The organism is Pseudomonas sp. TAA207, from assembly GCF_001529285.1.
In the GTDB taxonomy this organism is placed as follows: domain Bacteria; phylum Pseudomonadota; class Gammaproteobacteria; order Pseudomonadales; family Pseudomonadaceae; genus Aquipseudomonas; species Aquipseudomonas weihenstephanensis.
The window spans coordinates 234,521-260,156 of sequence record NZ_LLWJ01000067.1 but is presented as its reverse complement, the minus strand read 5'-3'; the positions used below and the strand labels follow the sequence as shown (position 1 = coordinate 260,156).

Annotated in this window: 27 protein-coding genes; 7 read left to right on the top strand and 20 right to left on the bottom strand. The window is 57.0% G+C overall.

The window, feature by feature from the left end; genetic code table 11:
* Positions 1-491: 491 nt before the first annotated feature.
* Genes thiO through pilV form a run of 5 tightly spaced genes read right to left on the bottom strand, consistent with a single transcriptional unit; the run spans position 492 to position 3,753 of the window.
* Positions 492-1,592: a glycine oxidase ThiO gene (gene thiO / locus AP059_RS14555; RefSeq protein WP_059764003.1), complete on the bottom strand. Its 1,101-nt coding sequence runs from the start codon at positions 1,590-1,592 to the stop codon at positions 492-494.
* 32 nt (positions 1,593-1,624) lie between these two features.
* The gene (locus AP059_RS14550; protein WP_059764000.1) at positions 1,625-2,026 is read right to left on the bottom strand and encodes a type IV pilin protein; all 402 of its coding nucleotides are present in this window, start codon (positions 2,024-2,026) and stop codon (positions 1,625-1,627) included.
* Positions 2,027-2,036: 10 nt separating this feature from the next.
* On the bottom strand, positions 2,037-2,549 hold the full coding sequence (locus AP059_RS14545) for a pilus assembly PilX family protein (RefSeq protein ID WP_256209888.1): 513 nt from the start codon (positions 2,547-2,549) through the stop codon (positions 2,037-2,039).
* A gap of 39 nt (positions 2,550-2,588) precedes the next feature.
* Positions 2,589-3,257 (bottom strand): PilW family protein, encoded by a 669-nt coding sequence (locus tag AP059_RS14540; protein WP_371260632.1) that lies wholly within the window; start codon positions 3,255-3,257, stop codon positions 2,589-2,591.
* A gap of 13 nt (positions 3,258-3,270) precedes the next feature.
* A complete protein-coding gene (gene pilV, locus AP059_RS14535) occupies positions 3,271-3,753 on the bottom strand; it encodes a type IV pilus modification protein PilV (RefSeq protein WP_059763993.1) in 483 nt (160 codons plus the stop codon).
* 247 nt (positions 3,754-4,000) lie between these two features.
* Here pilV and AP059_RS14530 point away from each other — a divergent pair, with 247 nt between their 5' ends.
* Positions 4,001-4,522 (top strand): GspH/FimT family pseudopilin, encoded by a 522-nt coding sequence (locus tag AP059_RS14530; protein WP_256209886.1) that lies wholly within the window; start codon positions 4,001-4,003, stop codon positions 4,520-4,522.
* Here the strand turns inward: AP059_RS14530 and ispH are convergent.
* The 6 genes from ispH to murJ all read right to left on the bottom strand — a co-directional run bounded on the left by ispH (position 4,519) and on the right by murJ (position 11,909).
* Positions 4,519-5,466 (bottom strand): 4-hydroxy-3-methylbut-2-enyl diphosphate reductase, encoded by a 948-nt coding sequence (ispH, locus tag AP059_RS14525; protein WP_059763988.1) that lies wholly within the window; start codon positions 5,464-5,466, stop codon positions 4,519-4,521. The two genes, AP059_RS14530 and ispH, sit on opposite strands and share 4 nt — an antisense overlap.
* A gap of 66 nt (positions 5,467-5,532) precedes the next feature.
* Positions 5,533-5,970, bottom strand: coding sequence for an FKBP-type peptidyl-prolyl cis-trans isomerase (locus AP059_RS14520; RefSeq protein WP_048362461.1), 438 nt, complete (start codon positions 5,968-5,970; stop codon positions 5,533-5,535).
* The gene (gene lspA, locus AP059_RS14515) at positions 5,963-6,481 is read right to left on the bottom strand and encodes a signal peptidase II (protein WP_048362460.1); all 519 of its coding nucleotides are present in this window, start codon (positions 6,479-6,481) and stop codon (positions 5,963-5,965) included. Before lspA ends, AP059_RS14520 begins: the two co-directional genes overlap by 8 nt.
* Positions 6,474-9,305 carry an isoleucine--tRNA ligase gene (ileS, locus tag AP059_RS14510; RefSeq protein ID WP_059763986.1) on the bottom strand — a complete coding sequence of 944 codons (2,832 nt, stop codon included), beginning with the start codon at positions 9,303-9,305 and terminating at the stop codon, positions 6,474-6,476. The genes lspA and ileS overlap by 8 nt, the downstream gene beginning before the upstream one ends.
* Positions 9,302-10,252, bottom strand: a complete 951-nt coding sequence (gene ribF / locus AP059_RS14505) for a bifunctional riboflavin kinase/FAD synthetase (RefSeq protein WP_059763984.1) — start codon at positions 10,250-10,252, stop codon at positions 9,302-9,304. The genes ileS and ribF overlap by 4 nt, the downstream gene beginning before the upstream one ends.
* A 118-nt stretch (positions 10,253-10,370) precedes the next feature.
* Entirely contained in the window at positions 10,371-11,909 is a 1,539-nt protein-coding gene (gene murJ / locus AP059_RS14500) for a murein biosynthesis integral membrane protein MurJ (RefSeq protein WP_059763982.1), read from the bottom strand.
* Between the two features lie 251 nt (positions 11,910-12,160).
* Between murJ and rpsT the strand changes: the two genes are divergently transcribed.
* Positions 12,161-12,439 (top strand): 30S ribosomal protein S20, encoded by a 279-nt coding sequence (gene rpsT / locus AP059_RS14490; protein WP_003443902.1) that lies wholly within the window; start codon positions 12,161-12,163, stop codon positions 12,437-12,439.
* Between the two features lie 140 nt (positions 12,440-12,579).
* Here the strand turns inward: rpsT and AP059_RS14485 are convergent, their stop codons facing one another.
* The 5 genes from AP059_RS14485 to rplU form a co-directional block, all read right to left on the bottom strand.
* On the bottom strand, positions 12,580-13,041 hold the full coding sequence (locus AP059_RS14485) for a CreA family protein (protein WP_059763979.1): 462 nt from the start codon (positions 13,039-13,041) through the stop codon (positions 12,580-12,582).
* Between the two features lie 13 nt (positions 13,042-13,054).
* Positions 13,055-14,173 carry a glutamate 5-kinase gene (gene proB / locus AP059_RS14480; protein ID WP_059764041.1) on the bottom strand — a complete coding sequence of 373 codons (1,119 nt, stop codon included), beginning with the start codon at positions 14,171-14,173 and terminating at the stop codon, positions 13,055-13,057.
* Positions 14,174-14,296: 123 nt separating this feature from the next.
* Positions 14,297-15,523: an Obg family GTPase CgtA gene (cgtA, locus tag AP059_RS14475; protein ID WP_048362455.1), complete on the bottom strand. Its 1,227-nt coding sequence runs from the start codon at positions 15,521-15,523 to the stop codon at positions 14,297-14,299.
* A 194-nt stretch (positions 15,524-15,717) separates the two neighbouring features.
* On the bottom strand, positions 15,718-15,993 hold the full coding sequence (gene rpmA, locus AP059_RS14470) for a 50S ribosomal protein L27 (protein ID WP_003443913.1): 276 nt from the start codon (positions 15,991-15,993) through the stop codon (positions 15,718-15,720).
* A 34-nt stretch (positions 15,994-16,027) separates the two neighbouring features.
* Entirely contained in the window at positions 16,028-16,342 is a 315-nt protein-coding gene (gene rplU, locus AP059_RS14465; protein ID WP_003443915.1) for a 50S ribosomal protein L21, read from the bottom strand.
* A gap of 241 nt (positions 16,343-16,583) precedes the next feature.
* On the opposite strand from rplU, the gene AP059_RS14460 reads away from it, so the two are divergent.
* The 3 genes from AP059_RS14460 (at position 16,584) to AP059_RS14450 (ending at position 18,558) form a co-directional block, all read left to right on the top strand.
* The gene (locus tag AP059_RS14460; RefSeq protein ID WP_048362454.1) at positions 16,584-17,552 is read left to right on the top strand and encodes a polyprenyl synthetase family protein; all 969 of its coding nucleotides are present in this window, start codon (positions 16,584-16,586) and stop codon (positions 17,550-17,552) included.
* Positions 17,553-17,736: 184 nt separating this feature from the next.
* Positions 17,737-18,078 (top strand): zinc ribbon domain-containing protein YjdM, encoded by a 342-nt coding sequence (locus AP059_RS14455; protein ID WP_048362453.1) that lies wholly within the window; start codon positions 17,737-17,739, stop codon positions 18,076-18,078.
* Positions 18,079-18,285: 207 nt separating this feature from the next.
* A complete protein-coding gene (locus AP059_RS14450) occupies positions 18,286-18,558 on the top strand; it encodes a PA4570 family protein (protein WP_048362452.1) in 273 nt (90 codons plus the stop codon).
* Between the two features lie 62 nt (positions 18,559-18,620).
* Here AP059_RS14450 and AP059_RS14445 read toward each other — a convergent pair whose 3' ends face one another.
* Together AP059_RS14445 and AP059_RS14440 are read right to left on the bottom strand one after the other, a co-directional pair.
* On the bottom strand, positions 18,621-19,238 hold the full coding sequence (locus AP059_RS14445; RefSeq protein ID WP_048362451.1) for an FKBP-type peptidyl-prolyl cis-trans isomerase: 618 nt from the start codon (positions 19,236-19,238) through the stop codon (positions 18,621-18,623).
* A 145-nt stretch (positions 19,239-19,383) separates the two neighbouring features.
* Positions 19,384-19,872, bottom strand: a complete 489-nt coding sequence (locus tag AP059_RS14440) for a TIGR00645 family protein (RefSeq protein WP_048362450.1) — start codon at positions 19,870-19,872, stop codon at positions 19,384-19,386.
* Positions 19,873-20,014: 142 nt separating this feature from the next.
* Here AP059_RS14440 and AP059_RS14435 point away from each other — a divergent pair, with 142 nt between their 5' ends.
* Positions 20,015-21,847 (top strand): hypothetical protein, encoded by a 1,833-nt coding sequence (locus tag AP059_RS14435; RefSeq protein WP_059763978.1) that lies wholly within the window; start codon positions 20,015-20,017, stop codon positions 21,845-21,847.
* A gap of 10 nt (positions 21,848-21,857) precedes the next feature.
* Here the strand turns inward: AP059_RS14435 and AP059_RS14430 are convergent, their stop codons facing one another.
* Both AP059_RS14430 and AP059_RS14425 read right to left on the bottom strand, forming a co-directional pair.
* Entirely contained in the window at positions 21,858-22,175 is a 318-nt protein-coding gene (locus tag AP059_RS14430; RefSeq protein WP_059763976.1) for a PA4575 family protein, read from the bottom strand.
* Positions 22,176-22,411: 236 nt separating this feature from the next.
* Positions 22,412-24,850: a Lon protease family protein gene (locus AP059_RS14425; RefSeq protein WP_059763973.1), complete on the bottom strand. Its 2,439-nt coding sequence runs from the start codon at positions 24,848-24,850 to the stop codon at positions 22,412-22,414.
* 272 nt (positions 24,851-25,122) lie between these two features.
* Here AP059_RS14425 and AP059_RS14420 point away from each other — a divergent pair, with 272 nt between their 5' ends.
* A complete protein-coding gene (locus AP059_RS14420) occupies positions 25,123-25,611 on the top strand; it encodes a DUF3015 domain-containing protein (RefSeq protein ID WP_059763964.1) in 489 nt (162 codons plus the stop codon).
* Positions 25,612-25,636: the final 25 nt, after the last annotated feature.

Here is a 25,636-nt window from a genome sequence, read left to right as displayed (position 1 = left end):
AAGAAACGCGAACGTGTAGTCGCTGACGAGTAACGCGAGGCTGCGATCGGCGGCATAGCCGTCGCAAAGCCATTCAACCCGGTGATTCAGACGCACCGCAGTCATCAGGTTTACGAGCGCTGCGCACTCGATCGCAGCCTCGTACCTCGTCAGCGACTACATAAAAACGCGAAGAAACGCGAACGTGTAGTCGCTGACGAGTAACACCAGGCTGTGATCGGCGGCAAAGCCGTCGTAAAACCATTCAACCTGGTGATTCAGACGCATCGCAGTCATCAGCTTTACGAGCGCTGCGCACTCGATCGCAACCTCGTGCCTCGTCAGCGACTACATAAAAACGCGAAGAAACACCAACGTGTAGTCGCTGACGAGTAACACGAGGCTGTGATCGGCGGCATAGCCGTCGTAAAGCCATTCAACCCGACGCTTCAGACATACCGCAGCCATCAGGTTTACGAGCGCTGCCTCGTGCCTCGTCAGCGACTACACGATTAAACTCGCCCCTGCGGTGTGTATGGGGCAGGGTCGATGATGGGGCTTCGCCCCAGTAACAAATCGGCAAACAACTGGCAAGAAGCCGGTGCCAACACCAGTCCGTTTCGATAGTGCCCGCAATTCAACCACAAGCCTTCAAAGCCTGGCAGCCGGCCAATATAGGGTATGCCTTCAGGCGAACCTGGCCGCAAGCCGGCCCAATGCGCCACAGGCTGGGCATCGGCCAACGCAGGGATCAGCTCCACGGCCGACGCTTTCAGGCTTTCAAGCGCCGACTCGGTAGGCGTTTTATCAAAGCCTTCGTGCTCCAAGGTGCTACCAATCAAAATATGGCCGTCACGACGCGGTATTGCGTAGCGCCCTTTGGCCAACACCATGCACGACAAGAAATCAGACGAGCATTTGTACAAAATCATCTGACCTTTTACAGGTTCTACGGGCAACTCCAGGTTCAAGATTTTGAGAAGCTCGCCACTCCAGGCACCCGCGGCCAGTACCACTTCATCGCCAAGCATCGGGCCTTGAGCCGTGTCGACCCCCTTGATGGTTGTGCCATCAAGAATAAAACCCTGTACCTCACACTGCTCATGAATGGTCACATTGGGCATCGCCAGCAGCGCTGCCTTAAGCGACTTAACAAGACGCGGGTTACGCACGTTGGCCACGTCTTTCATATAAATGGCGCGAGAAAAACCATGACCCAACACAGGTACACGACTTTCAACCGATGAAATATCCACCGCACTCAGAGGCCTGCCTTCACGCTCGGCCCATGCCAACGCCTCGGCTTCATCATCCAGATCCAGCCAGTACAAACCCGTTGTATGAACTTCAGGATCGACGCCAGTAGAGGCAAACAAGCGCTCAGCCAAACGCGGATAAAAATCTTGCGACCAATGAGCCAACGCCGTGACCGCAGGGGTGTAGCGCCAAGGGTAAAGCGGCGAAACAATGCCCCCGCCCGCCCATGAAGACTCCTGCCCAACGGTGTTGCGGTCCAACAAAGTCACCTGTTCAACGTCGGCGGCCAGATTAAACGCCGTTAACAGGCCTATCACCCCGCCTCCAACAATCACCACCCGTTGCTGCCTAGCCATCTATGCATCCAACCCATCATCAAAATAAAGTGTCAGCGCCCCCAACACTGCTGCGCTGTGAGGTTCGGGGCGGCCTGGGTTATCGAGGTTAAACCGGTATGCGTCAGCGTGAAATCTCCACACGGATCGGTTGCCATCGCAAAACCTTGCTTACGTATAGCGCTCAACACAAACCCGTGATCAGCAAGATTCGACGCAATGTTGTAGTGCTCATTGCCCTCACTGAGTTCTTGCATGCCGCTATATAACCCGTTTTTCGTATAAAAACGCTCTAGACTTTGGGCTTGCTCTGACAGGAGTACGACAATTTGAGCGCGATACGCGCGCTTCACATAATCGTTGTAGAGCGGGTAAACGAAGGCTCCAAGGATACCGATGATCGTCACCGCGATCATCAATTCGATCAGGGTGAAACCTGCGTCAGGTCTAAACATTGCGCATTTCCTATTGAATCTGTCGCCACATGCTCCGGCGAAAGCTCTGACGTGCAGGCATTCCAACGCCTTCGTCCGAGGTTTGATAACGGGCGTAAATAGTTTCTAGCACTGTGCGCGACTGACCTCGCAATCCAATCCCGCTTACGCGGTACAGATGGGTAGAGCCTCCCGCTGATGAGGCCAGCGCTTCGCTGCTACGCCCCAGGAATTGGATGCCGTACAAACCATCTGCCACGCGCACCCAATTCACCCCCGATTGCGGATCAATACCGGGCGAGAGACGTGCTTTCACCTCAGAAGGCGGAGCGCAGTGCGCTATCGAAACGCATTCGGCCATATCAGCCCACTGCATGTGAAGCCACGATTCCCCGATGCGCAATGCACTTTCAGCGACCTGAAAAGATTGATGAGCGAGCCGCACACTGCCTGCCATTTTTTCCTGCTGCCCGGCATTTTCGAGTGCGCCAAGCCCCATCAGGCTAAGCAGCATCAAAAAAATCAGACTGACCAATAACGCCATGCCTTTTTGTGTACGTGAGCCCAGCGCCATACCCCTGCCCTATCCCAGTCGATTACGTAAGGCGACCACCACATGGTAAGCCTGGTCTTTGACCCGCAACGTGGGGTCTCTCATTGTCAGCGCGATACGCACACTGCGAATACGTGAAGGGTCCACAGGGCTGGACTCATAGTGCACAACGGGCTGCGTCTCTCTGGAACTGGACATACCAAAACTCACATCGAACGCCGCTACATTGTCCAAAAGTACTGACTTGGTAAGCCCGCTTTTCAATTGGCCCTGTTCAAACAGGTAAACAACCTGACGTATAGGGAAGCCAATTTCTCCTGGGGCTAAGGCCAATTGCGCACCCGAAAATGCCTGAGCGCGTTTTTTACAATCTGTAACGACGGTCCAGTCAGGCTTGCCGGAAACAAGCCCCACATCTGCGCTGATCATATGCAGCGCACCTGCACTCACAGTTCCCCTCCAGAAGATCGGCGTTTTAAACGCTGAAGGCGCATCGATCATCCGTTCGCTCGGCAGGCAACCGAACATGCCGGCCATACGGACTTCCTGAGCAATTTTGCTCAATACATACCGGGCGTCTTCCTGTAATTGGGCGGATGCACCTTGCGCTAAATAGCTCCCGCGGGCGCTCAAAAAGATCTGAGTCATGCCCAACACCAGCAGCAAGCCCAACGCCATCGCAACCGTCAGCTCGATCAAGCCGAAGCCTGCGTCAGACTTGCTCATGGCTTAGCACTGAATGCTGAAGCAGCAACTGGCTGCGCAGGGTGAATGACTGAAAAGCCCCATCCAGCCCTTCTGCACGCGAATCGTCCCATTCCAGGTGAATGGTCACTTGCTGCTCGCTGACCGAAATAGCGCCCCGCGCACTGTCACCCGCAAATTGACGGATGTTGCGCTTGAACTCATTCAGATCCTGTCCCGCGACGTTGGTCGCACTGATGCCGTGATGGGTGGCCGTCAACGCCGAGGTACGATAATCACCCGCCGAATTGGCCCGTATGCGGTCCAACATGTCATACGCGATAAAACTGGCCTGAGTGCTCATCAGCGCGCTGTCGACGTATTTCAACGCTTTGATTTGAGCGCCTGCCGCCCCTAAAAGACCAACACTTAATATCAGCGTGGCAATCAAGACTTCGATCAAGGTCATGCCCGCTTGTGGGTGTTGGTTACAACGCCGCATCACATTCATCCTTGAGGATTCACCGAGGCGACACGTCCTGTGTCGTCATGCCAAAAGCCTAGCCTTGAGTTCACTGCACACAGACGGGACACGACTGAAGCTGATGAAGGGTTTTTCGCTGCAATACGTAAGCCGCAGCCACGCTAAAAGCCCTAAACATGGCGCAATGATTGGCACCGCCAAAAAGATCGGCGGCAGCCAGGCTCCCAGCTATACCTAGGACTGATCAGGGCATTGAGTTTCAGGGAGATTAAACGTGTACCAACGAGGCATGAGCCTGATTCAGTTGCTGCTTACGTTGTCGATATTGGCCATTACGGCCCAATTTGCCAGTCCGGCCTACAACACACTCATTGAGCAGCAACGACGCCAAACCCTTGCGCAAGAACTGACCAGCAGCCTGCGCAAAGCCCGCAGTGAAGCGTTAATACGCCATCAATCTGTAGTGATCCATGCACTGGAAGAAAATTGGAGCAAGGGCTGGAGGGTGATTCTGGACGTCAGCGGTCAAGGGCATACCGATGCAAACAATCCAGTGCTCACCGAAAGACACACCGGCCTGCACGTTCTGATAGCCGGGAATTCACCCGTCAAACACTACGTGCGGTTTAACCCGCTCGGCGAGCCTGTGCTGAATGCCGGGGCATTTCAAGCGGGGACACTGCATGTGTGTCACACAAAAGAGGCGCTGAGCCACTATCAGATAGTGCTCGCGAAAAGCGGGAGAATCAGCCTGCGCAACCAGATGGCGGCGCAAGCATTGTGCGAAATGGCTTAAGTGATGGAGCGAACCCGCAGCTCTTTGGGCATGGAGAACGTAATGTTCTCTTCGCGCCCAGCCAACTCATCGGCGCCGGTCGCACCCCACGCGTGCAATTGTTGAATTACCCCGCGTACCAACACTTCGGGCGCCGAGGCGCCTGCGGTGATGCCAATGCGCTGGACGCCATCGAACCAGCTTTTTTGCAGGTCTTCGGCACCGTCGATCAGATACGCCGGCGTGGCCATGCGCTCAGCCAATTCACGCAGGCGGTTGGAGTTGGAGCTGTTCGGGCTGCCCACCACCAACACCACGTCGCACTCATCTGCCAACTGCTTTACAGCGTCCTGACGGTTTTGCGTGGCGTAGCAAATGTCATCCTTACGCGGGCCGCCGATGGCCGGGAAGCGTGTACGCAAGGCATCGATCACACGACTGGTATCGTCCATCGACAAAGTGGTCTGGGTCACGAACGCCAGTTTTTCCGGGTTGTGCACTTGCAGGTCGGCCACGTCTTTTTCGTCTTCAACCAGATAGATCGCACCGCCATTGCTGGCGTCGTACTGCCCCATCGTGCCTTCAACTTCAGGGTGACCGGCATGCCCGATCAGGATGCATTCGCGGCCGTCGCGGCTGTAGCGCGCCACCTCGATATGTACCTTGGTGACCAACGGGCAGGTCGCGTCGAACACTTTAAGGCCACGCCCTGCGGCTTCGGTGCGTACAGCCTGGGAAACGCCGTGTGCACTGAAAATCACAATCACGTCGTCTGGCACCTGGTCCAGCTCTTCGACGAAGATCGCGCCACGGGAGCGCAGGTCTTCGACCACAAATTTGTTGTGCACCACTTCGTGGCGTACGTAGATAGGCGGACCGAAAACTTCCAGAGCGCGATTGACGATCTCAATCGCTCGGTCCACCCCGGCGCAAAAACCACGGGGGTTGGCGAGTTTGATGTGCATGCTAGGCCTCGTGGGACGCGCAGAAAAATAATGCCAAACAGGCCCGGCCGCAGCCGGGCACTGGATTTACAGCGCTTTGACGTCTTTGATATCCACTTCGAAAGTCAGGGTTTTACCTGCCAGCGGGTGGTTGAAATCAATGGTGACCTGCTCGTCGTCAAAGGCTTTGACCACGCCGGGCAACTCGGTGTTAGCCGCATCGTTGAAAATCACCAGCAAACCTTCGGACAGTTCCATGTCCTTGAACTGCGATCGCGGGATGATTTGCACGTTTTGCGGGTTGGGCTGGCCGAACGCGTTCTCTGGAAGGATCTCCAGGGTGCGTACGTCACCGGCCTTGAAGCCGAAAATAGCCGCCTCAAAACCTGGCAACAGGTTGCCATCACCGACCTTGAAGGTTGCAGGGGATTTGTCGAACGTACTGTCGACGGTGTCGCCATTCTCCAGGCGTAAAGCGAAATGCAGGGTGACTTCCGTGTTCTGGCCAATACGAGGCTCAGTCATGAACGGGTTCTCCGGACTTTTTACTTTTGAACATATCCAGTGCCAGCATCACGGCGCCTACACAAATCGCACTGTCAGCGAAGTTGAATGCAGGGAAGTACCAGCGATTTTGCCAGTGCACCAGAATGAAATCGATCACATGGCCGTAAGCAATGCGGTCATACAAGTTACCCAACGCGCCGCCCAGAATCAGGGCCAGCGCAATGGCTAGCCACGTGTCATCACGCCCCAGACGCTTGAGCCAGACCACCAGCACGGCACTGACCACGACGGCGATCAGGGCAAACAGCCAACGCTGCCAGCCTGCGCTGTCAGCCAGGAAGCTGAAAGCGGCGCCAGTGTTGTAGGCCAAAGTCCAACTGAAGTAGTCAGGGATGATGACGATCTGTTGGTACATCTGTAAGGCGCCGTCGAAATAGACCTTGCTGGCCTGGTCAATGACCAGAACCAGCAGGGTCAACCACAGCCAGCCCAAGCGCCCGAAGCGCCCGGCAGTGCTGGTGTTAGGCATAGTGACGTACCTCGCCCGCGCCGCTAATGTTGTCTACGCAACGACCGCAGATTTCCGGGTGCTGTGGATCAATACCCACGTCTTCGCGGCAATGCCAGCAACGCGCGCACTTGGCGTGAGCGGACTTGACCACTTTGAGCTTGAGGCCCGCCACTTCAGTGATCACTGCATCTGCCGGAGCCGATGCAAACGGCGCGACACTGGCCGTGGAGGTGATCAGTACGAAGCGCAGTTCGTTGCTCAGCTTGGTCAGGTCGGCGGCCAGTTCATCTTCGGCGAACAAGGTGACTTCAGCCTGCAAGTTGCCGCCAATGGCTTTGGCCGCACGCAGGTTCTCCATCTCTTTGTTGACCGCCACTTTGACTGCCATGATCCGTTCCCAGTAGGCACGGCCCAGCTCGGTGCCTTCTGGCATTTCGCTCAGGCCCTGGTACCAGGTATTGAGCATTACTGATTCGTTGCGCTCGCCCGGCAGGTATTGCCACAACTCGTCGGCGGTGAAGGCCAGGATCGGAGCGATCCAGCGCACCAGCGCTTCAGAGATGTGGAACAGTGCGGTCTGGCACGAACGACGGGCCTTGCTGTTGGCGCCCGTGGTGTATTGACGGTCCTTGATGATGTCGAGGTAGAAACCGCCCAGCTCTTGCACGCAGAAGTTGTGCACTTTGGAGTACACGTTCCAGAAGCGGTATTCACCGTAGTGAAGTTCCAGCTCGCGTTGCAGCAACAGTGCGCGGTCAACCGCCCAACGATCCAGTGCCAGCATTTCTTCAGCAGGCAAGATGTCAGTGGCCGGGTTGAAACCGGTCAGGTTCGACAGCAGGAAGCGTGCGGTGTTACGGATACGGCGGTAGGCATCCGCGCTACGTTGCAGGATCTGGTCGGACACGGCGATCTCGCCCGAGTAGTCGGTCGATGCCACCCACAGACGCATGATGTCAGCGCCCAGGGTATCGTTGACTTTCTGCGGTGCAATCACGTTGCCCAACGACTTGGACATCTTGCGACCGGCTTCGTCCACGGTGAAGCCGTGGGTCAGCAGCTCGCGGTACGGCGCGTGGTTGTCGATGGCGCAACCGGTCAGCAAGGAGGAGTGGAACCAGCCACGGTGCTGGTCGGAACCTTCAAGGTAGAGATCGGCACGCGGACCGGTTTCGTGGCCCATTGGGTGCGAACCGCGCAGGACGTGCCAGTGCGTGGTGCCCGAATCGAACCACACGTCCAGCGTGTCGCAGATTTTGTCGTACAGCGGCGCTTCGTCGCCCAGCAGCTCGGCAGCGTCCATCTTGAACCAGGCTTCAATGCCTTCCAGCTCAACGCGCTTGGCCACTTCTTCCATCATTTCGACGGTACGCGGGTGCAGCTCGCCGCTTTCCTTGTTCAGGAAGAACGGGATCGGCACGCCCCAGTTGCGCTGACGCGAGATGCACCAGTCGGGACGGTTGGCGATCATCGAATGCAGGCGCGCCTGGCCCCACGCCGGAACGAACTGGGTGTCTTCAATGGCCTGCAACGCACGGGTGCGCAGGGTGTCGCCGGCAACCGGCTCTTTGTCCATGCCGATGAACCATTGCGCGGTGGCGCGGTAGATCAGCGGGGTCTTGTGACGCCAGCAGTGCATGTAGCTGTGGCTGATGGTTTCGGTAAACATCAGCGAGCCGACTTCAGTCAGCTTGTCGATGATGTTCTGGTTAGCCTTCCAGATGAACTGGCCACCGAAGAACTCCAGCGACGGTACATACACGCCGTTGCTCTGAACCGGGTTGATGATGTCGTCATTGACCATGCCATAAGCTTTGCAGGTCACGAAGTCGTCTACACCGTAAGCCGGTGCGGAGTGAACCACGCCAGTGCCCGCGCCCAGCTCAACGTACTCGGCCAGGTAAACAGGCGACAGACGGTCGTAGAACGGGTGACGGAAATTAATCAGCTCCAGCGCAGAGCCGGTGGTGGTGGCAATCACCGAACCTTGCAGGTTGTAGCGCGCCAGGCTCGACTCAACCAGCTCTTCAGCCAGAACCAGGTACTTGTCACCCACATCGACCAGCGCGTAGGTGAATTCGGGGTGAACGTTGAGCGCCTGGTTGGCCGGGATGGTCCACGGGGTAGTGGTCCAGATCACAATCGACGTCGGCTTGCTCAGGGCTGCCAAACCAAAGGCTTCAGCCAGTTTGGCCTCGTCGGCAACCGGGAAGGCTACGTCGATGGCAGCGGATTTTTTGTCCTGATATTCGACTTCGGCTTCAGCCAGCGCCGAGCCACAGTCAAAACACCAGTTCACAGGCTTGAGGCCCTTGAACACGAAGCCCGCCTTGACGATTTCGGCCAGGGCGCGGATTTCACCGGCTTCGTTCTTGAAGTCCATGGTTTTGTACGGGTTAGCGAAGTCGCCCAGTACACCCAAACGGATAAACTCGGTTTTTTGCCCTTCGATCTGCTCAGTGGCGTAGGCACGGCACAGCTCGCGGGTTTTATCCGCGGGCAGGTTTTTACCGTGAGTCACTTCAACTTTGTGCTCAATCGGCAAACCGTGGCAATCCCAGCCCGGCACGTACGGCGCATCAAAACCCGAGAGGGTTTTGGAACGGATGATCATGTCCTTGAGGATTTTGTTCAGCGCATGACCGATGTGAATCGTGCCGTTGGCGTAGGGAGGACCGTCGTGAAGTACGAACTTCGGACGATCCTTGCCAATCTCGCGCAACTTCCCGTACAGGCCAATGCTGTCCCAGCGCTGCAAAATTTGCGGTTCGCGCTGTGGCAGGCCGGCCTTCATTGGGAAGGCTGTGTCCGGAAGGTTTAGCGTGGCTTTGTAGTCGGTCATTTCAGGCTCTTTTTAAGCGGTTGACCCAGCCAATAGGCTCGGGCGGCGGCGACGTCCGCATTGATCGCCGTCTTGAGCGCCTCCAGAGAGGCAAAACGCTGCTCATCACGCAGCTTGTGGTGGAATGCCACGGTCAGACGCTGGCCATACAAATCGCCAGCGAAATCCAATAGATGTACTTCGAGATGGGCACTGCCATCCCCTGCAACTGATGGCCGTACGCCAATATTGGCGACACCGGGCCACGTTTTTCCGTCGATCTCAACACTGACCAGATACACCCCGGTGAGCGGCACACGACGACGCTTTAACTGAATATTGGCCGTTGGCGTGCCCAATTGGCGCGCCAGTTTTTGCCCATGCAACACGCGTCCGGCAATCTGAAAAGGACGCCCCAACAGACGCTCAGCAAGGGTAAAGTCGGCATTGGCCAACGCGTCACGCACCTTGGTGCTGCTGACTCGCAGGCTATCCAGCTCAACGGTTTGCGCCGCCTCTACAGTAAAGCCCTGCAGGGCGCCTGCCTGTTGCAGGAAGTCAAAATCGCCCACCCGGTCGCAGCCAAAACGGAAGTCGTCACCGACCTCCAGGTGCTGCACACCCAAGCCGTCCACCAGAATCGTGTCCACAAACTCAGCGGCGCTGAGCTTGCTTAAACGCTGGTTGAACGCCAGGCACAGTACGCGATCAACGCCTTCATCAGCCAGCAACTGCAACTTGTCACGCAAGCGTGCCAAGCGGGCCGGAGCGGTTTCAGGGGCAAAAAATTCGCGCGGCTGCGGTTCAAAAATCACCACGCAGCTGGGCACACCCAACTCCAGTGCACGTTCGCGCAGCCGACCCAGGATTGCCTGGTGACCACGGTGTACACCGTCAAAGTTGCCAATAGTGGCGACACAGCCCCGATGTTGGGGCCGCAGATTGTGAAGGCCTCGAACCAGCTGCATAACGCGCTTCTTGCTCATAAAGTGGCCGATTATAACCACACCCAGCCCGCTACAACAGGCAACAGCGCACGGCAAATTCAGTCAATGCGACAAAATAGACGCCTGAGCGACCATTACCCTACATAAGAGACTTGCGGGCGAAATCCTTCAAACGCAAGCCAAGCAACAACAACATGCCGAAATAAGCCAGCACGCCCGCGACCACTAAGCCGCCCAAACGCAGGAAGCGCTCCAGCATATGACCGTGGTCCCACGCTGGCATCACGTGCATAAGCCCAATCAAAACGCCCGACATCACGGCCACGGCCAGTAACAGCTTGCACAGGTATTTGGTCCAGCCAGGCTGGACCACAAATAGCTGTTGTTTGCGTAACTGCCAAAACAACAGGCCCGCATTGATGCACGCCCCCACACTGATTGCCAGCGCCAGGCCTGCGTGCTGCAACGGCACGATGAACACCAGGTTCAGCAATTGGGTGAGGATCAAGGTAAACACGGCAATTTTCACCGGCGTACGAATATTTTGTTGAGCGTAAAAGCCGGGAGCCAGCACTTTGATCAAGATAATGCCCAGCAAACCGACCGAATACGCCATCAGGGCGCGCTGGGTCATTGCCGCATCCAGCGCACTGAACTCGCCGTACTGAAACAGCGAAACCGTCAGCGGCTCAGCCAGAATCGCCAATGCCAGCGAACACGGCAAAACCAGCACAAAACACAGACGCAAGCCCCAATCGAGAATTCGCGAATACTCCTGGCGGTCTTTATTGGCATAGGTTTTGGAGAGGGTTGGCAACAGGATCGTACCCAGCGCGACGCCCAAAACACCGGAAGGCAATTCCATCAGGCGATCGGCGTAGTACATCCAGGACACCGAGCCTGCGACCAGAAACGAGGCAAAAATCGTGTTGATGATCAATGAAATCTGGCTGACCGACACCCCCAGAATGGCGGGCAACATCTGTTTCATGACCCGCCAGACACCGGTATCGCGCAGGTTCAGGCGAGGCAACACCAACATGCCGATTTTTTTCAGGTGCGGTAACTGGAACAGCAACTGAGCCAAACCACCGGCCAGCACTGCCCAGCCCAAGGCCATCACGGGCGGGTCAAAATAAGGCGTCAGGAACAGCGCGAAAATAATCATGCTGACGTTGAGCAGGGTCGGCACAAAGGCCGGGACCGAAAAGCGGTTCCACGTGTTGAGGATCGCACCCGCCAGCGAAGACAGCGAAATCAGCAATATATAAGGGAAGGTGACACGCAGCATGTCACTGGTGAGCTGGAATTTCTCTGGCGTGGTGGCAAAGCCCGGCGCCGTGGCCCAGATCACCCAAGGCGCAGCAATCATGCCTAACGCAGTGACAATTGCCAGTACCAGGGTCAGCAAACCGGCCACATAAGCCACGAAGGTGCGTGTCGCTTCCTCGCCCTGCTGGCTTTTGTACTCCGCCAATATCGGTACAAAAGCTTGCGAAAATGCACCCTCGGCGAAGATCCGACGCAGCAGATTAGGCAGTTTAAAGGCGATAAAGAACGCATCCGTGGCCATTCCGGCGCCAAAGGTGCGTGCAATGATCGTGTCCCGAACAAAGCCCAAAACCCTTGAAATCATGGTGATTGAGCTGACGGCAGCCAACGATTTGAGCAAATTCATTGAAAGAGTTTTTGCCTATTAAAGAAAGAGCAGGCGAACAAAGCGTCCACTTATGCGATACTGCGCGCCGCAACAGCACAGAGCCAAGCTCGCGAGTTTACAGGTCAAGCGCCGGAAATAAATCTCCCGTCTCCCTCGATCCACCACTCAGCGGATCGTATCAATCGCCCTTGACAAGCCTTCACGTCATCGGCATGATTCGCGGCCTATTTTGTTTGTTATTTCCTAAAAGTCTTTCGAGGAGCTCGACGGTGGCCAACACACCTTCCGCCAAAAAACGTGCAAAACAGGCTGAGAAGCGTCGCAGCCACAACGCCAGCCTGCGTTCCATGGTTCGTACCTACATCAAGAATGTAGTTAAAGCCATCGACGCAAAAGACGCCGCTAAAGCGCAAGCTGCTTATGTTCTGGCTGTTCCTGTTATCGACCGTATGGCCGATAAAGGCATCATCCACAAGAACAAAGCTGCTCGCCATAAGAGCCGCCTGAATGGCCACGTCAAGGCGTTGAACCTTGCGACTGCTGCTTAAGCGATAAGCTTTTTAAAAAACCGACCTCAGGGTCGGTTTTTTATTGCCCGTAAAAAAGCAGGCGCTGATTCACATTATCGACAGGCATAAAAAAGCTGCGATCAGAGTGTCCCCTGTCGCAGCTTTTTTACTAACCGCCGCTACCCGTGAGGCCACGGCAGGATCGGGATTGCTGTGACCGCGTTCTGCGGACTGCCTTCGATCAGACGATCGCTGTACACCAGGTACACCAGCGTATTGCGCTTTTTATCGAGGAAACGCACCACCTGCATGGTCTTGAATACCAACGAGGTGCGTTCCTTGAACACTTCATCGCCGTCTTTCAACTCACCCTTAAAGCTGATCGGACCGGTCTGACGGCATGCAATCGACGCCTCTGCGCGATCTTCCGCCAAACCCAAACCCCCTTTCATACCGCCCGTTTTAGCGCGAGACAAGTAGCAGGTAACGCCTTCAACCTTAGGATCATCGAACGCTTCGACCACGATGCGATCATTTGGACCCACCAGCTTGAATACGGTCGACACCGCGCCAATCTCCTGCGCCGACGCCAGCAACGGCATTGCCAGCACCAACCCCAACAACCCCTTGATCAAACGCATACGCACCCCACACTCAGACCAAAATCAGGTTATCGCGATGAACCAGCTCTGGCTCCGCCATATAACCCAACACGCTGACAATCGCATCTGACGACTGCCCGATAATTTTTTGCGCTTCCGCCGCACTGTAGTTAGCGAGGCCGCGTGCAACTTCTCGCCCGTCCGGCGCCACGCACACCACCATTTCACCGCGGCGAAAACCGCCCTGCACTGCTTTCACGCCCACAGGCAGCAGACTTTTATGACCCTGCGACAAGGCCGCTACCGCGCCCTCATCCAGCACTAGCGTGCCGCGCGTCTGGAGATGCCCCGCCAGCCACTGCTTACGCGCTGCGAGCAGACCGCGCTCAGGTGACAGCAATGTGCCCAGGCGCTCACCCGCCTTCAAACGGTCCAACACGCGCTCCAGACGCCCACCCACGATAATCGTGTGCGCCCCGGAGCGCGCGGCCAGTCGCGCGGCACGCAACTTGGTTTGCATGCCACCACGCCCCAGCGCGCCACCCGTGCCCCCTGCGACCGCATCCAGCGCTGGATCATCAGCACGGGCTTCGTAAATCATTTTGGCATCAGGGTTGTTTCGCGGATCGGCGTCAAACATGCCGTCGCGATCCGTCAGAATCACCAGCAGATCAGCTTCGACCAGGTTGGCCACCAGCGCCGCCAAGGTGTCGTTATCACCAAAGCGGATCTCATCGGTCACCACGGTGTCGTTTTCGTTGATGACCGGGATAACACCCAGCTCAACTAACGCACGCAAAGTGCTGCGGGCATTTAGATAGCGCTTTCGGTCAGACAAATCGTCATGCGTCAGCAGAATTTGCGCGGTGTGACGGGAATGTTCCGCAAAGCTCGACTCCCACGCTTGCACCAACCCCATTTGCCCGATTGCTGCAGCGGCCTGCAGCTCGTGCATGGCACTCGGGCGCACGGTCCAGCCCAGACGACTCATGCCAGCCGCAACCGCGCCCGAAGACACCAGCACCAACTCAACACCCGCCTCGTGCAGGGCGACCATTTGCTCAACCCAAACACCCATTGCTGCACGATCCAGGCCTTTGCCATCGGCTGTCAGCAATGCGCTGCCGATCTTCACAACCCAACGCTGGGCACCCGTCACCTTGCTCCGCATCATCATCCAACCTATGCCTGAGAGCAGCGCGACCGAGCGCCACTCATGGAAATTTTTTGATTACCGTTTCGTAGATGCTAAAACGCCGCTCAATTGAGCGGCGCTGTAGTTTACTGCAACAAATCAGTCGCGGACGTAAATGATTTCCGGACCATCTTCGTCATCAACGTCTTCTTCGTCCCAGTCATCTTCACCGATATCATGGACGCTCTTCACGCCACTGCGACGCAGAGCACGCTTGTCATCAAGCGCTTGCAACTGCGCACGCGCTTCGTCTTCGATGCGCTGATCCAGCTCAGCCAGCTCTGCTTTATAAGCAGGGTCATTGGCCAGACGGTCAGCACGATCTTCGAGGTAGCGCATGATGTCGTGGCACAGCTTGTCGGTACCGATTTTGGCAATCGCCGAAATCACATACACAGGACCTGTCCACTCAAGACGATCCACCACTTCTTTAACGCGTGCATCGTGCTCATCCTGCGGCAACGAATCACACTTGTTCAGCACCAGCCAACGATCACGCTCAGCCAGCGACGGGCTGAACTTGGTCAGCTCGTTAACGATGACTTCAGCAGTATCCGCAGCGCTGTCAGTGCCCTCCACCGGCGCCATGTCGACGAGGTGCAGCAACAGGCGAGTACGCGCCAAGTGCTTGAGGAAGCGAATCCCCAGGCCCGCGCCATCCGAAGCCCCTTCGATCAAACCCGGGATGTCGGCAATGACAAAGCTCTTCCAGCGATCAACGCTGACCACGCCCAGGTTAGGCACCAGAGTAGTGAACGGATAATCCGCCACTTTTGGCTTGGCTGCGGACACCGAACGAATAAAGGTACTTTTACCGGCGTTCGGCAAGCCCAGCAGACCGACGTCGGCCAGCACTTTGAGCTCCAGTTTCAGGTCACGCAACTCACCCGGCTTACCCGGCGTGGTTTGGCGCGGCGCACGGTTGGTACTGGACTTGAATCGGGTGTTACCCAGACCGTGCCAGCCACCTTGCACCACCATCAACTTCTGACCCGCCTTGGTCAGGTCGCCAATGACTTCCTGCGTACCCGCATCGATCACCGTGGTGCCGACCGGCACGCGCAGGATCAGGTCCTCACCCTTGCGACCAGTGCAGTCCGCGCTGCCGCCGTTCGAACCGCGCTCAGCGTCAAAGTGACGGGTGTAACGGTAGTCAACCAGCGTGTTGAGGTTTTCGTCGGCGACCATGAAGATCGAGCCGCCATCACCACCATCACCGCCGTTAGGGCCGCCATTTTCGATGAACTTCTCGCGACGGAAACTCATGCAACCGTTACCACCGTCGCCCGCTTTTACCTTGATCGATACTTCATCAACAAACTTCATAACAAAACGCCTCTCGTCATCAGGACGAGCCGATAAACATAAGACATAAGACTCTTGCAAAAATGAGCGCAGCGACCTCAATCAACGGCCGTTAAATCCAGCGCTGGCAGCCCATACAAACAGTTTTGCAAGAGACTCATCCCACAAACGAAAAAGCCCCGTCGCAAGACAGGGCTCTTCCAGCTACCAAGCTATTACGCCGCGACGACTGCAGTCTTCGGAACGATGCTTACATAGCGACGACCGAAGGCGCCTTTAACCTGGAACTTGATCACGCCTTCCACTTTCGCGAACAGGGTGTGATCTTTGCCCATACCAACGCCGTAGCCAGCGTGGAATTGGGTGCCGCGCTGACGCACGATGATGTTGCCCGGAATGATAGCCTGGCCGCCATACATCTTCACGCCAAGGCGTTTGGCTTCTGAGTCGCGACCGTTACGGGTACTACCACCAGCTTTTTTGTGTGCCATGAGTCAATTCTCCTAGTGAGGAATTAGGCTGAAATTAAGCCTGAATACCGGTGATTTTGATCTCGGTGTACCACTGGCGGTGGCCCATACGCTTCATGTGGTGCTTACGACGACGGAACTTGATGATGCGGATTTTATCGTGACGACCTTGGGAGATCACTTCAGCAACAACAGTGGCGCCAGGAACAACTGGAGCGCCGATGTTCACGTCGTCGCCATTGGCAACCAACAGAACGCGATCAAAAGTTACGGATTCGCCGGTAGCGATTTCCAGTTTTTCGATCTTCAGGTATTCACCTGGAGCTACTTTGTACTGCTTGCCACCAGTAACGATTACTGCGTACGACATGGTATTTCTCCGATAATCCTGCTCACCCAGCGCTTTATAAGTAAAGGTATTGGCTGGCATGGCTGCATGGGGCTGGAACGGCCCAAGTGCAATTGCGTAAGGCAGGTGCTGCCCAGGAAGTTCAGGGTGCGCGATTGTACGCAAGGCAACAGCACGTTGCAAGAGGCCGCCCATCGCGCCTTGACAGGCCATCCCCCCCGACCTAGCATGCCGCGCAACCCTTCTGGAGCACCTGTCGCTGATGCAACCCCAAGCTTTCTACCGCACGGTTGCGGACGATTTTAGCGCCGTCGACGGCATCATCAAGAAGCAGCTGACCTCACGCGTACCGCTGGTCTCAAAAATCGGCGACTACATTACGTCGGCCGGCGGCAAACGCCTTCGTCCTTTATTAGTGTTGCTGTGTGGCAAGGCTCTAGGCCGTGAAGGCGACGACTTGCGTCTGCTGGCCGCCACCATTGAGTTCCTGCACACCGCCACCCTGTTGCACGACGACGTAGTCGACATGTCCGGCATGCGCCGCGGGCGCAAGACCGCCAATGCCACATGGGGCAACGCGCCGAGCGTATTGGTGGGCGACTTCCTGTACTCGCGCTCCTTCGAAATGATGGTGGAGCTGGGCTCGATGCCAGTGATGAAAATCCTGTCGCAAGCCACGCGCATCATTGCTGAAGGCGAAGTGCTGCAACTGTCCAAAGTGCGCGATGCCAGCACCACCGAAGAAACCTACATGGAAGTCATCCGCGGCAAAACCGCCATGCTCTTTGAGGCCTCGACCCACAGTGCTGCGGCGCTGGCCGGGGCAACGCCCGAGCAAAGCGAAGCCCTGCGCACGTTTGGCGATCACCTGGGCGTGGCGTTCCAACTGGTGGACGACTTGCTCGACTACCGTGGCGATGCCGAGACCCTGGGTAAAAACGTGGGTGACGACCTGGCCGAAGGCAAGCCGACCCTGCCGCTGATCTACACCATGCGCGAAGGCACGCCGGAGCAAGCTGCCCTGGTTCGCCAGGCGATCCAGAAAGGTGGCATTGAAGACCTGGAAAGCATCCGCGCGGCTGTCGAGGCTTCCGGCTCGCTGGAATACACCGCCCAACTGGCACGCGACTATGTGGCCAAGGCCATTGTTTGCCTTGAAGCCCTGCCGCCGAGCGAATACCGCGACGCGCTGGTGGAGTTGAGCGAATTTGCGGTCGCACGTACGCACTGAACCTCACACCTGGTAATCGCCGTAGCAGGCTGCAAACGGGGGGCATGTCCCCCCGTTCTACCAAAGCTCTCCCCGCAACCTTCGGCACAAGCGATAAGCGCGCACCACCCCGCACTTCCCCGCCCGCCAACAAAACCCTATACAATGCGTGCCTTTTAGCCATCCTGACTTTTAAGGAGCGCAAGTGAGCACTTTGCCACCCTGCCCAAAATGCAATTCCGAATACACCTACGAAGACGGCGCACAGCTGATCTGCCCGGAATGCGCCCATGAGTGGTCCGCCAATGGCGAGGCTGAAGACACCAGCGATGTAAAAGTCTACAAAGATGCGTCGGGCACTGTGCTGACCGACGGTGACACCATCACCGTTATCAAAGACCTGAAAATCAAAGGCACCTCGCTGGTGGTCAAAGTTGGCACCAAGGTCAAAAACATCCGCCTGTGCGACGGCGACCACGATATCGACTGCAAAATCGACGGCATCGGCCCCATGAAGCTCAAGTCCGAGTTCGTGCGTAAAGTCTGATTGTGCTGCATTCCTTCCTGCGCCCTGCGCAGGAAGGTGTCGCCCTCCCCGCTCCAATCCCGCCGCTACTGATGCGCAATATCAAAAAGCCAGTCACTTTGACCGACAGCAATTTCTGCGCAGAAAAAACACAATTGCGCCAATAGGCACTTGCTATTAATTGAATAAGAATTATTCTCATTGATATTCATCAAGGAGACGACACCCATGACTTATTTAATTGATGCCTGGCTGGACCGTCCACACCCCTATCTGCGAATCCTGCATCGAGAAACCGGGGAAGTCTGTGCGGTACTGGAAGAAGAAGCGCTGAACGAACTGCACGATCAGGGAGATCTGGATTTCTCGGGGCTTAACTCCAGCGAGCCGGTGGTGCTCAAGGAGTTAGTACGCAATCTGTTTCTATTTTGCTACGCCCGGGCATTGCGCCCTGTCGGCTCGACTGACACCCATGAGCATCACGCCAAAATAGAAATATGATGCGTCTTGCGCAGTGGCGGGCTTACACGCAAACCCGCCACTGGCGTTAAAACACCGGGTTCTTACAGAACGTCCAGCAACTCAACGTCGAATACCAACACGCTGTGTGGGGCGATGCTGCCAACGCCTTGTGCGCCGTAAGCCAATTCGCTCGGCACGTAGATGCGCCATTTGCTGCCGGCATTCATCAATTGCAGTGCCTCAGTCCAGCCGGCAATCACGCCGCCCACTGGAAACTCAGCAGGTTCACCGCGCTCGTAGGAACTGTCGAACACAGTGCCGTCGATCAGGGTGCCGTGATAGTGAACGCGAACAGTGTCTTCGCGGGATGGCTTAGCGCCTTCACCGGCCGTCACTACTTCAAATTGCAGACCCGATGCCAGGGTGGTGATGCCGTCTTTCTGGGCGTTTTCAGCCAGGAAAGCCTTGCCTTCGCCAGCGGCCGCTTCAGCCTTGGCAGCCGCTTCAGCTTGCATGATCTCGCGGATCACTTTAAAGCTGGCCGACATTTCTTCCTGACCTACGCGGCTTTCTTTACCGGCGAACGCATCAGTCAGGCCCGCCAGGATTGCATCCAGGCTCACGCCCGGTGGCGGGTTGTCACGCAGTTGGTCGCCCAACTGACGGCCAATGCCATAGCTAACGCGGGTTTCGTCGGTCGACAGATTTACTTCGGACATAACACTGCTCCGCTGTGGGACGTTCCTGGCCAGCCAGTCGCAACCGCTGACCCCAAACGCCCTGAACCAAAAAAGGGCGAGCAGACTACCACAGCCCCCAAAGCCTTCGCAGCCCGGGTTATGCGCCGCGAGCTGCATGGGGGCATCAATGCTTGGTGAGTTTGTCCAGATAACCCATCGCAAACGCCGAGATCACGAACGTCATATGAATGATCACGTACCACATCAGGTACTGAGGCTCGATGTTGCGCGCGTCCATAAACACCCGCAGCAGGTGGATCGAAGAGATCGCAACAATCGAGGCGGCCACTTTCATTTTCAGCGACGTGGAGTCCATCGTACCCAGCCAGCTGAGCTTCTCTTTGTGCTCGTCGATGTCCAGTTGCGAAACGAAGTTCTCGTAGCCCGAGATCATCACCATCACCAGCAAGCCGCCGACCAGCGCCATGTCGATCAGCGACAGAATGACCAGGATCAAGTCCGACTCAGATAGCGCAAACACGTTAGGGATTACGTGAAACACTTCCTGAAAGAATTTCAAGGCCAGCGCCAGCAGCCCCAGGGACAAACCAAAATAGATCGGCGCTAGAATCCAGCGCGAAGCGTACATTGCATTTTCGATAAAGCGTTCCATTGAATCTCACAGGATGTAGAAAAATGGGCGCGAGTATATCAGTGAGAAAACAGCTGGCATGAAGCCCCAGACACAGTCTGTAAAAACTTTTTCTGCTAGTGTCCTCCTACTCGGCATCGTTTACGGACAGGAAAACTGAAGAATGGATCTGCGACTCCCCTTGGCTGGTCTCGGACTCTCATTGGCGCTGCTCGCCACAGGAGGCTGTTCACCGGATGAGAAACACCCACTCGCCAGCCTGGAAGAAAGGACCGCGCAGTTCGAACAGAACCTGGACACCATCAAAGACCAGCCACTCAAGGATGCCGTTGCCGACCTCGGTGGCTCTTTGTTGTTGCTTGAACGTGCGCGTATCAAGTTGCAAGACAAGCCGATTGAGACCCAATACACCACCGACGATCTGGCGCTGCTCAAGCACTACCCCACCACCCAGGCACTGACTGACACCTACATCAATGGCTTGTTTGTGCTGCGCAAACCCGCCAGCTCTGACTACCTGACCGACCTGGAGCCGGTGTTCCCGTTCCCGCTCAATAGCGCCTCGCAGTTCCCGTTCCCGCATGTGCTGGAATGGCAGTCCGTCACCCTGAGCAACAAACAGGTGGTGCCCTTTCAGGCCGAATGGTCCGAGACCGACCCCGGCATCCAGTTGAGCCCCTCCAGCGCCAACCTGAGCAACCCGGACGACCTGACCGTCACCTACCCCTACATCGACGGGATCGAAACCGAGAACATCCAGCAACCCCAGCCACTGATGCTGCACGGCAAGGTCGAAGTCATTGCACCGGGCAAAGTGGTCAACTTCAAGCTGAGCGCCGATGACGTTGGCCAGACCCGCACCGAGGGCAGCATCAGCGTGACCCTGTTGGCGCTGGGCAAAAACTTTGCAGAGGTCGATATTCGTAACAGCGCAGCGCTGGCCGAGCCTGTGCGGGACATCGAGCTAAACCCGCTGATCATCCAGGCGCACGACCTGTCCGGGCAATTTCTCTCACGCGCAGGCTCGATCAACGAAAACGCCGAGCAACTGGCGTTTTATCAACAGCAACTGGCCGAAATGCTCAAGCAAACCGCGTGGAGCGAGGCCTTTGAGCAACAGCTGGACAACGAACAAGTCGACTTTGATAAAAAACACCCCAATCACTACAGCAAGGTCTACTTCAACGGCACGGTCGAACACGTCGACATCAGCGTGCTCGACTTCTCGACGGCGACGGTCACGCGTAAAGAACTCGATCTGCCCGTACACAGGCTCGACAAAAACGTGGTGAACAAAGACATACAGCCATTGCCTCTGGCCGTGGTGGTCTATGACGACCAGGCGCCTGCGTACCTGAAGAACGCCAACCTCGACCCTGAGCAGTTTAAAAACAATGTCACCATCAGCCAGTCGATTGACGACGCCAGCGCCGCGACCCTGGAGTTCAGCCACCCGGCCACCTTCAATGACGAGTTGCTGGGCGTACTGCCAGACTCGTCCGACGCGCCGGTGACCTTCTTTGCCGAAGACGACAATGGCAATCGCAGTGAACCCCTGGAGTTGCCCGCCGAAGCCTTCGATGTTGACCCGCACACCGGCGTCATCACCTATGACCTCAATCTGTTCCCGGAAACACCCGCTTTCGCGATTGGCTCAATCCCGATGTACATCGCCAACGTCGACCAACAATCCCTGGACGTTGCCCATTTACCCAAGGGTCTGGAGCTTAAGGGCAATGCGTTGATCGTTGATCAAACGCTGTTCCCCTCTGACGCCTGGCGCTTTTACGCCAAAGACAAGACCGGTAATTATCTGAAAGAAGTGCTAGCCGTAAGCCACAGTCGCGAGGCGGATGGCCCGCCCACCTTTGACGTGCATTACTTTTATGGCCAGCCGACGTACCTTGAAAGCTATGCCCGCACCGACCTGACACCGGTGGAATATGGCTTTGAGGTCAAACTGGACAAAGTGCCCGAGGTCAACCCGCCGCATTGATTGCTGTCCATCAACGAGACGCGTGACTGCGCGCGCCGTTGATCTGCCGCAACTGGGCCTGCACATGCAGGCACCAGATCTGCGGATCATCCGCCAACTGATAGCCGTGCAGCGTCAGGCTTTCAACGATGGATTCAAGAATGGTTTCAGCCGCGAACGGGCCAGGGAACGGGCCTTGGGACTTGATCGTGGTCGGCTGCTCGCCGGCAAGCCCTGCGGCAAACAACAGCGTCCACATGCCCGTACCACCTGCAAGCGGGCGCACGCTGCACTCGATGCGTGTTTCCAACCCCAGGCATTGGCGGGTAAGACAAAGGTTGCGCGTCATGGCGGCGACCCTCGGTAGATCCTGTATTCAGCCGCACACAACGGGCTGCATCGTTCCAGTGACGACAGTGGAGGTCCTTGTGCTGAGAATAGAAGAAAAACAGCGCTCGCCAAGGCGCCGTGACCAACGGAAAGGTTCGCGCATTTGCAATCATCCCGATGGCGCTGGCGCAGGCTGCGAGCTTTAGCGCAATGATCAATAGCGCGCAGCCTGCGCCAACTCCTGCGGGGTAGGTTTTAAACCGATTTTTTAGCGGCCAGGGTCTCGGCGATCAACTCCTTTTCGGCCTCTTTGAGGTCTTCATCGCTGATCATTTCAGCGATGACCCGTAACCGCTCAACCACCCGCGCATTGACGCTGCCTTCCGGGAACTGACCTTCAGCGTCCGGCTCGCCCGCAGGCTCACCCACCAACAAGCTCAAGGCTTCGTCCGCCTGGCGCACCGCGTAGACGTGAAACTTGCCCTCGCGCACCGCCTGCAACACTTTCTCATCCAGCATCAACGTCGCTACGTTGGCCTGGGGAATGATTGCCCCTTGCTCACCCGTCAACCCGCGTGCTTCGCACAGGCGGAAGAAGCCTTCGATTTTCTCGTTGACGCCACCCACAGCCTGCACTTCGCCGAACTGGTTGATGGAGCCGGTGATTGCAAAACACTGCTTGAGTGGCGTTTTCGACAGCGCTGAAATCAGCGTGCAAGCCTCGCCCAGTGACGCACTGTCGCCATCCACATAGCCGTAAGACTGCTCCAGCGCGATGCTGGCCGAGATCGCCAGCGGGAATTCCTGCGCATAACGGCTGCCCAGGTACCCGGTCAAAATCATCACGCCTTTGGAGTGAATAGGTTGGCCGAGGTTAACTTCGCGCTCAATGTCGACGATGCCGCTGCCACCCGGATACACCGTGGCCGAAATACGGGCTGGCACGCCGAAGGCTGAATCGCCCACTTCGAGCACCGTCAGGCCGTTGCACTTGCCGACCGCCGCACCGTCGGTGTCGATCAGAATGATCCCGGCCAACATGTCGTCAAGAATCCGTGCCGACACTCGACCGGTGCGCGTGGCTTTGGCTTTCAGCGCGCGCTCGATATGACCCGCATCGGTCATTTCATCGTTGGCCAGATGGCGAATGAAGTCCGCCTCGCTGACCAGTTGGAACAGATCGCCGATGCGCGCCGACAAACGCCCCTGATGCTCGGCCAAACGAGCGCTGTACGTCGCCAGTCGCGCTACCGCATCAGCTGTCAGCGGCGCCATGCCTTCCTCAGACGTGCGCGTGGTCAGCAACTGGGCAAACTGCTCAAGGCTCTCATCGACCATGGGAATGTCTTCGTCGAAGTCCACCAGCACACGGAACATCTCCTGGAAGTCCGGGTCCAGGTCTTGCAACGTGTAATACAGCTGGCGGGCACCAATGATGATGACTTTGACCTGCAACGGGATCACTTGCGGACTGAGGGTAACGGTCGCCAAGCGCCCCATCTCGCCCAGTGGCGACTCCATTTTCAATTTGCGCGATTGCAGTGCGCGTTTGAGCGCGTCCCATACAAACGGCTCGCTGAGCATTTTCTCGGCTTCGAGAATCAAAAAGCCGCCGTTGGCGCGGTGCAAAGCGCCCGCACGCAACTGACGATAGGTGGTGTAGAGCGCCCCCTGATCGGTGCTGTACTCAATACGGCCAAACAGGTTGTCGTAGGTGGGATGCGGTTCAAACACCACCGGTGCGCCGCCGCTCATGGGTTGGCCGACCACCAGGCTGGGCAGGTACTGCTCTTCGAGCAACTTGCGCGCCTGGGCATCGGTCTTGCTGTCGTCGACCAGTTGCTCGACCACCGTCTTGAGCAAGTACACCTGCACCGCCTGCAAGTAGCCGCACACAGCGCCGTTCTCGGCGTACTTTTGCGACAGCGGCGCCAGCAACGGTTGCAGCGCCAGGGTAATGGTTTCTTCGTTCAAATGACGCAGTTGGTTATTGGACTCGCGCTTCCACTGCGGCAGGCTCGCCAGCTCTTCGTTGAGACGCTCTTCGAGCTGCGAAATATCCTCGTGAAAACGCTCGCGCTCCTCTTCGGGCAATTGCGAAAACTCGGCTTCATCCAGTGCCTTGCCGTCGCTCATCGGCGTAAAGGCGACGTTGCTGCTGTCGCGGTACAAGGCCACGCCTTTTTCCAGCGCCAAACGCTCGATCACATCCAGCGCGCGGTCATACCGTTGATTAAAGCCCCGGTCGATGGCGCTTTTACGCTGTTGATAGGTCGGGTGCTCAAACACCGCCGGAAAGGTCGCCAGCAGGTTGTCGATCAAACCATTGATGTCAGCGATGAACGCCGAGGCGCTGCTGGCGGGCAGCTCCAGCGCCCGTGGCTCGCGCGGGTCATCGAAGTTATTGACATACACCCAGTCACTCGGCGACTTCAGGCGCTTGCCTTCGGCTTTGAGGTAGCGTTTGACGAACGAAAAACGCCCGGTACCGGGTTCGCCCATCACAAATACGTTGTAACCCGGACGTGGCATGGCCACGCCAAATTGCAAGGCTTCAACCGCACGTTCCTGGCCGAGAATGCCGCGAAAAGGCTCCAGATCATTGGTGGTAGAGAAGCTGAACTGTTCAGCGGAAAACGGACGGGTCAGCGCGTCAGGCGCGAGACGCAAGCTGGCAGCAACAGGATCAGGCATCGGGCTTCCTTACATCGGGCGGGGCAGATGCCCGCATTCTGGCGCTGGCCGTACGCCACTGGCAAGGCGCACGATGCGCGAAATCCCGCGGCCCTGCATTTGCGGGTTAAAACTGTGCTCGATCAATGATTGTTTTACAAAAAATAACGGAACCCACAGATCATGCCTAGACTCCAAGATGTTACGCGGCCGGAAGGCATAACTGGCCCGTACTGGCGCTTCGGGGCCAGACACCCTTGTCCATTGGTTGCACACACATAGAGAACAAAGCTATGAAACGGATTCTTCTCGGTACTCTCTTCACTGTTGTTTCCCTCAATGCTATGGCTCAAGCACCAGGCGGCCCGAACTGCGGTTGGGGCAACATGCTGTTTGAAGGCCAGCGCGGCACTCCGGCCCACTTCCTGGCCTCCACCACCAACGGCACGTCCGGCAACGCCACCTTCGGTATGACTTCCGGTACCAACGGTTGCACCACCAAAGACGCGCTGACCTACGGCGGCAAATCGTGGATTGCCATGAATGGCATGATGAACGAGCTGTCCGAAGACATGGCTAAAGGCAATGGCGAAGCGCTGACCACCTACGCGGTGGTACTGGGTGTCGCCCCTGAAGACCGTGATCACTTTGCAGCGGTCACCCACGAACACTTCCAGCAAATCTTCAGCAAGGCTGACGTGACTGCTGATGATGTTCACACCAACACCCTGGCCGTCCTGAAAAGTGACGCTCGCCTGTCCAAGTACGCAACCGCTGCGTAAATGAGACCTGCCCGCTCCTTTCGGA

What these genes read in the sequence shown, in the direction of transcription:
- ileS (WP_059763986.1), bottom strand. Translation starts at nt 9,305, where the DNA reads ATGACCGACTACAAAGCCACGCTAAACCTTCCGGACACAGCCTTCCCA.
- AP059_RS14450 (WP_048362452.1), top strand. Translation starts at nt 18,286, where the DNA reads ATGACTTATTTAATTGATGCCTGGCTGGACCGTCCACACCCCTATCTG.
- AP059_RS14545 (WP_256209888.1), bottom strand. Translation starts at nt 2,549, where the DNA reads ATGGCGTTATTGGTCAGTCTGATTTTTTTGATGCTGCTTAGCCTGATG.
- ribF (WP_059763984.1), bottom strand. Translation starts at nt 10,252, where the DNA reads ATGCAGCTGGTTCGAGGCCTTCACAATCTGCGGCCCCAACATCGGGGC.
- murJ (WP_059763982.1), bottom strand. Translation starts at nt 11,909, where the DNA reads ATGAATTTGCTCAAATCGTTGGCTGCCGTCAGCTCAATCACCATGATT.
- AP059_RS14550 (WP_059764000.1), bottom strand. Translation starts at nt 2,026, where the DNA reads ATGTTTAGACCTGACGCAGGTTTCACCCTGATCGAATTGATGATCGCG.
- rpmA (WP_003443913.1), bottom strand. Translation starts at nt 15,993, where the DNA reads ATGGCACACAAAAAAGCTGGTGGTAGTACCCGTAACGGTCGCGACTCA.
- pilV (WP_059763993.1), bottom strand. Translation starts at nt 3,753, where the DNA reads ATGAATGTGATGCGGCGTTGTAACCAACACCCACAAGCGGGCATGACC.
- lspA (WP_048362460.1), bottom strand. Translation starts at nt 6,481, where the DNA reads ATGCCTAACACCAGCACTGCCGGGCGCTTCGGGCGCTTGGGCTGGCTG.
- AP059_RS14435 (WP_059763978.1), top strand. Translation starts at nt 20,015, where the DNA reads ATGGATCTGCGACTCCCCTTGGCTGGTCTCGGACTCTCATTGGCGCTG.
- AP059_RS14445 (WP_048362451.1), bottom strand. Translation starts at nt 19,238, where the DNA reads ATGTCCGAAGTAAATCTGTCGACCGACGAAACCCGCGTTAGCTATGGC.
- rplU (WP_003443915.1), bottom strand. Translation starts at nt 16,342, where the DNA reads ATGTCGTACGCAGTAATCGTTACTGGTGGCAAGCAGTACAAAGTAGCT.
- AP059_RS14430 (WP_059763976.1), bottom strand. Translation starts at nt 22,175, where the DNA reads ATGACGCGCAACCTTTGTCTTACCCGCCAATGCCTGGGGTTGGAAACA.
- AP059_RS14485 (WP_059763979.1), bottom strand. Translation starts at nt 13,041, where the DNA reads ATGCGTTTGATCAAGGGGTTGTTGGGGTTGGTGCTGGCAATGCCGTTG.
- AP059_RS14440 (WP_048362450.1), bottom strand. Translation starts at nt 19,872, where the DNA reads ATGGAACGCTTTATCGAAAATGCAATGTACGCTTCGCGCTGGATTCTA.
- thiO (WP_059764003.1), bottom strand. Translation starts at nt 1,592, where the DNA reads ATGGCTAGGCAGCAACGGGTGGTGATTGTTGGAGGCGGGGTGATAGGC.
- AP059_RS14520 (WP_048362461.1), bottom strand. Translation starts at nt 5,970, where the DNA reads ATGACTGAGCCTCGTATTGGCCAGAACACGGAAGTCACCCTGCATTTC.
- AP059_RS14425 (WP_059763973.1), bottom strand. Translation starts at nt 24,850, where the DNA reads ATGCCTGATCCTGTTGCTGCCAGCTTGCGTCTCGCGCCTGACGCGCTG.
- cgtA (WP_048362455.1), bottom strand. Translation starts at nt 15,523, where the DNA reads ATGAAGTTTGTTGATGAAGTATCGATCAAGGTAAAAGCGGGCGACGGT.
- proB (WP_059764041.1), bottom strand. Translation starts at nt 14,173, where the DNA reads ATGCGGAGCAAGGTGACGGGTGCCCAGCGTTGGGTTGTGAAGATCGGC.
- AP059_RS14420 (WP_059763964.1), top strand. Translation starts at nt 25,123, where the DNA reads ATGAAACGGATTCTTCTCGGTACTCTCTTCACTGTTGTTTCCCTCAAT.
- ispH (WP_059763988.1), bottom strand. Translation starts at nt 5,466, where the DNA reads ATGCACATCAAACTCGCCAACCCCCGTGGTTTTTGCGCCGGGGTGGAC.
- AP059_RS14460 (WP_048362454.1), top strand. Translation starts at nt 16,584, where the DNA reads ATGCAACCCCAAGCTTTCTACCGCACGGTTGCGGACGATTTTAGCGCC.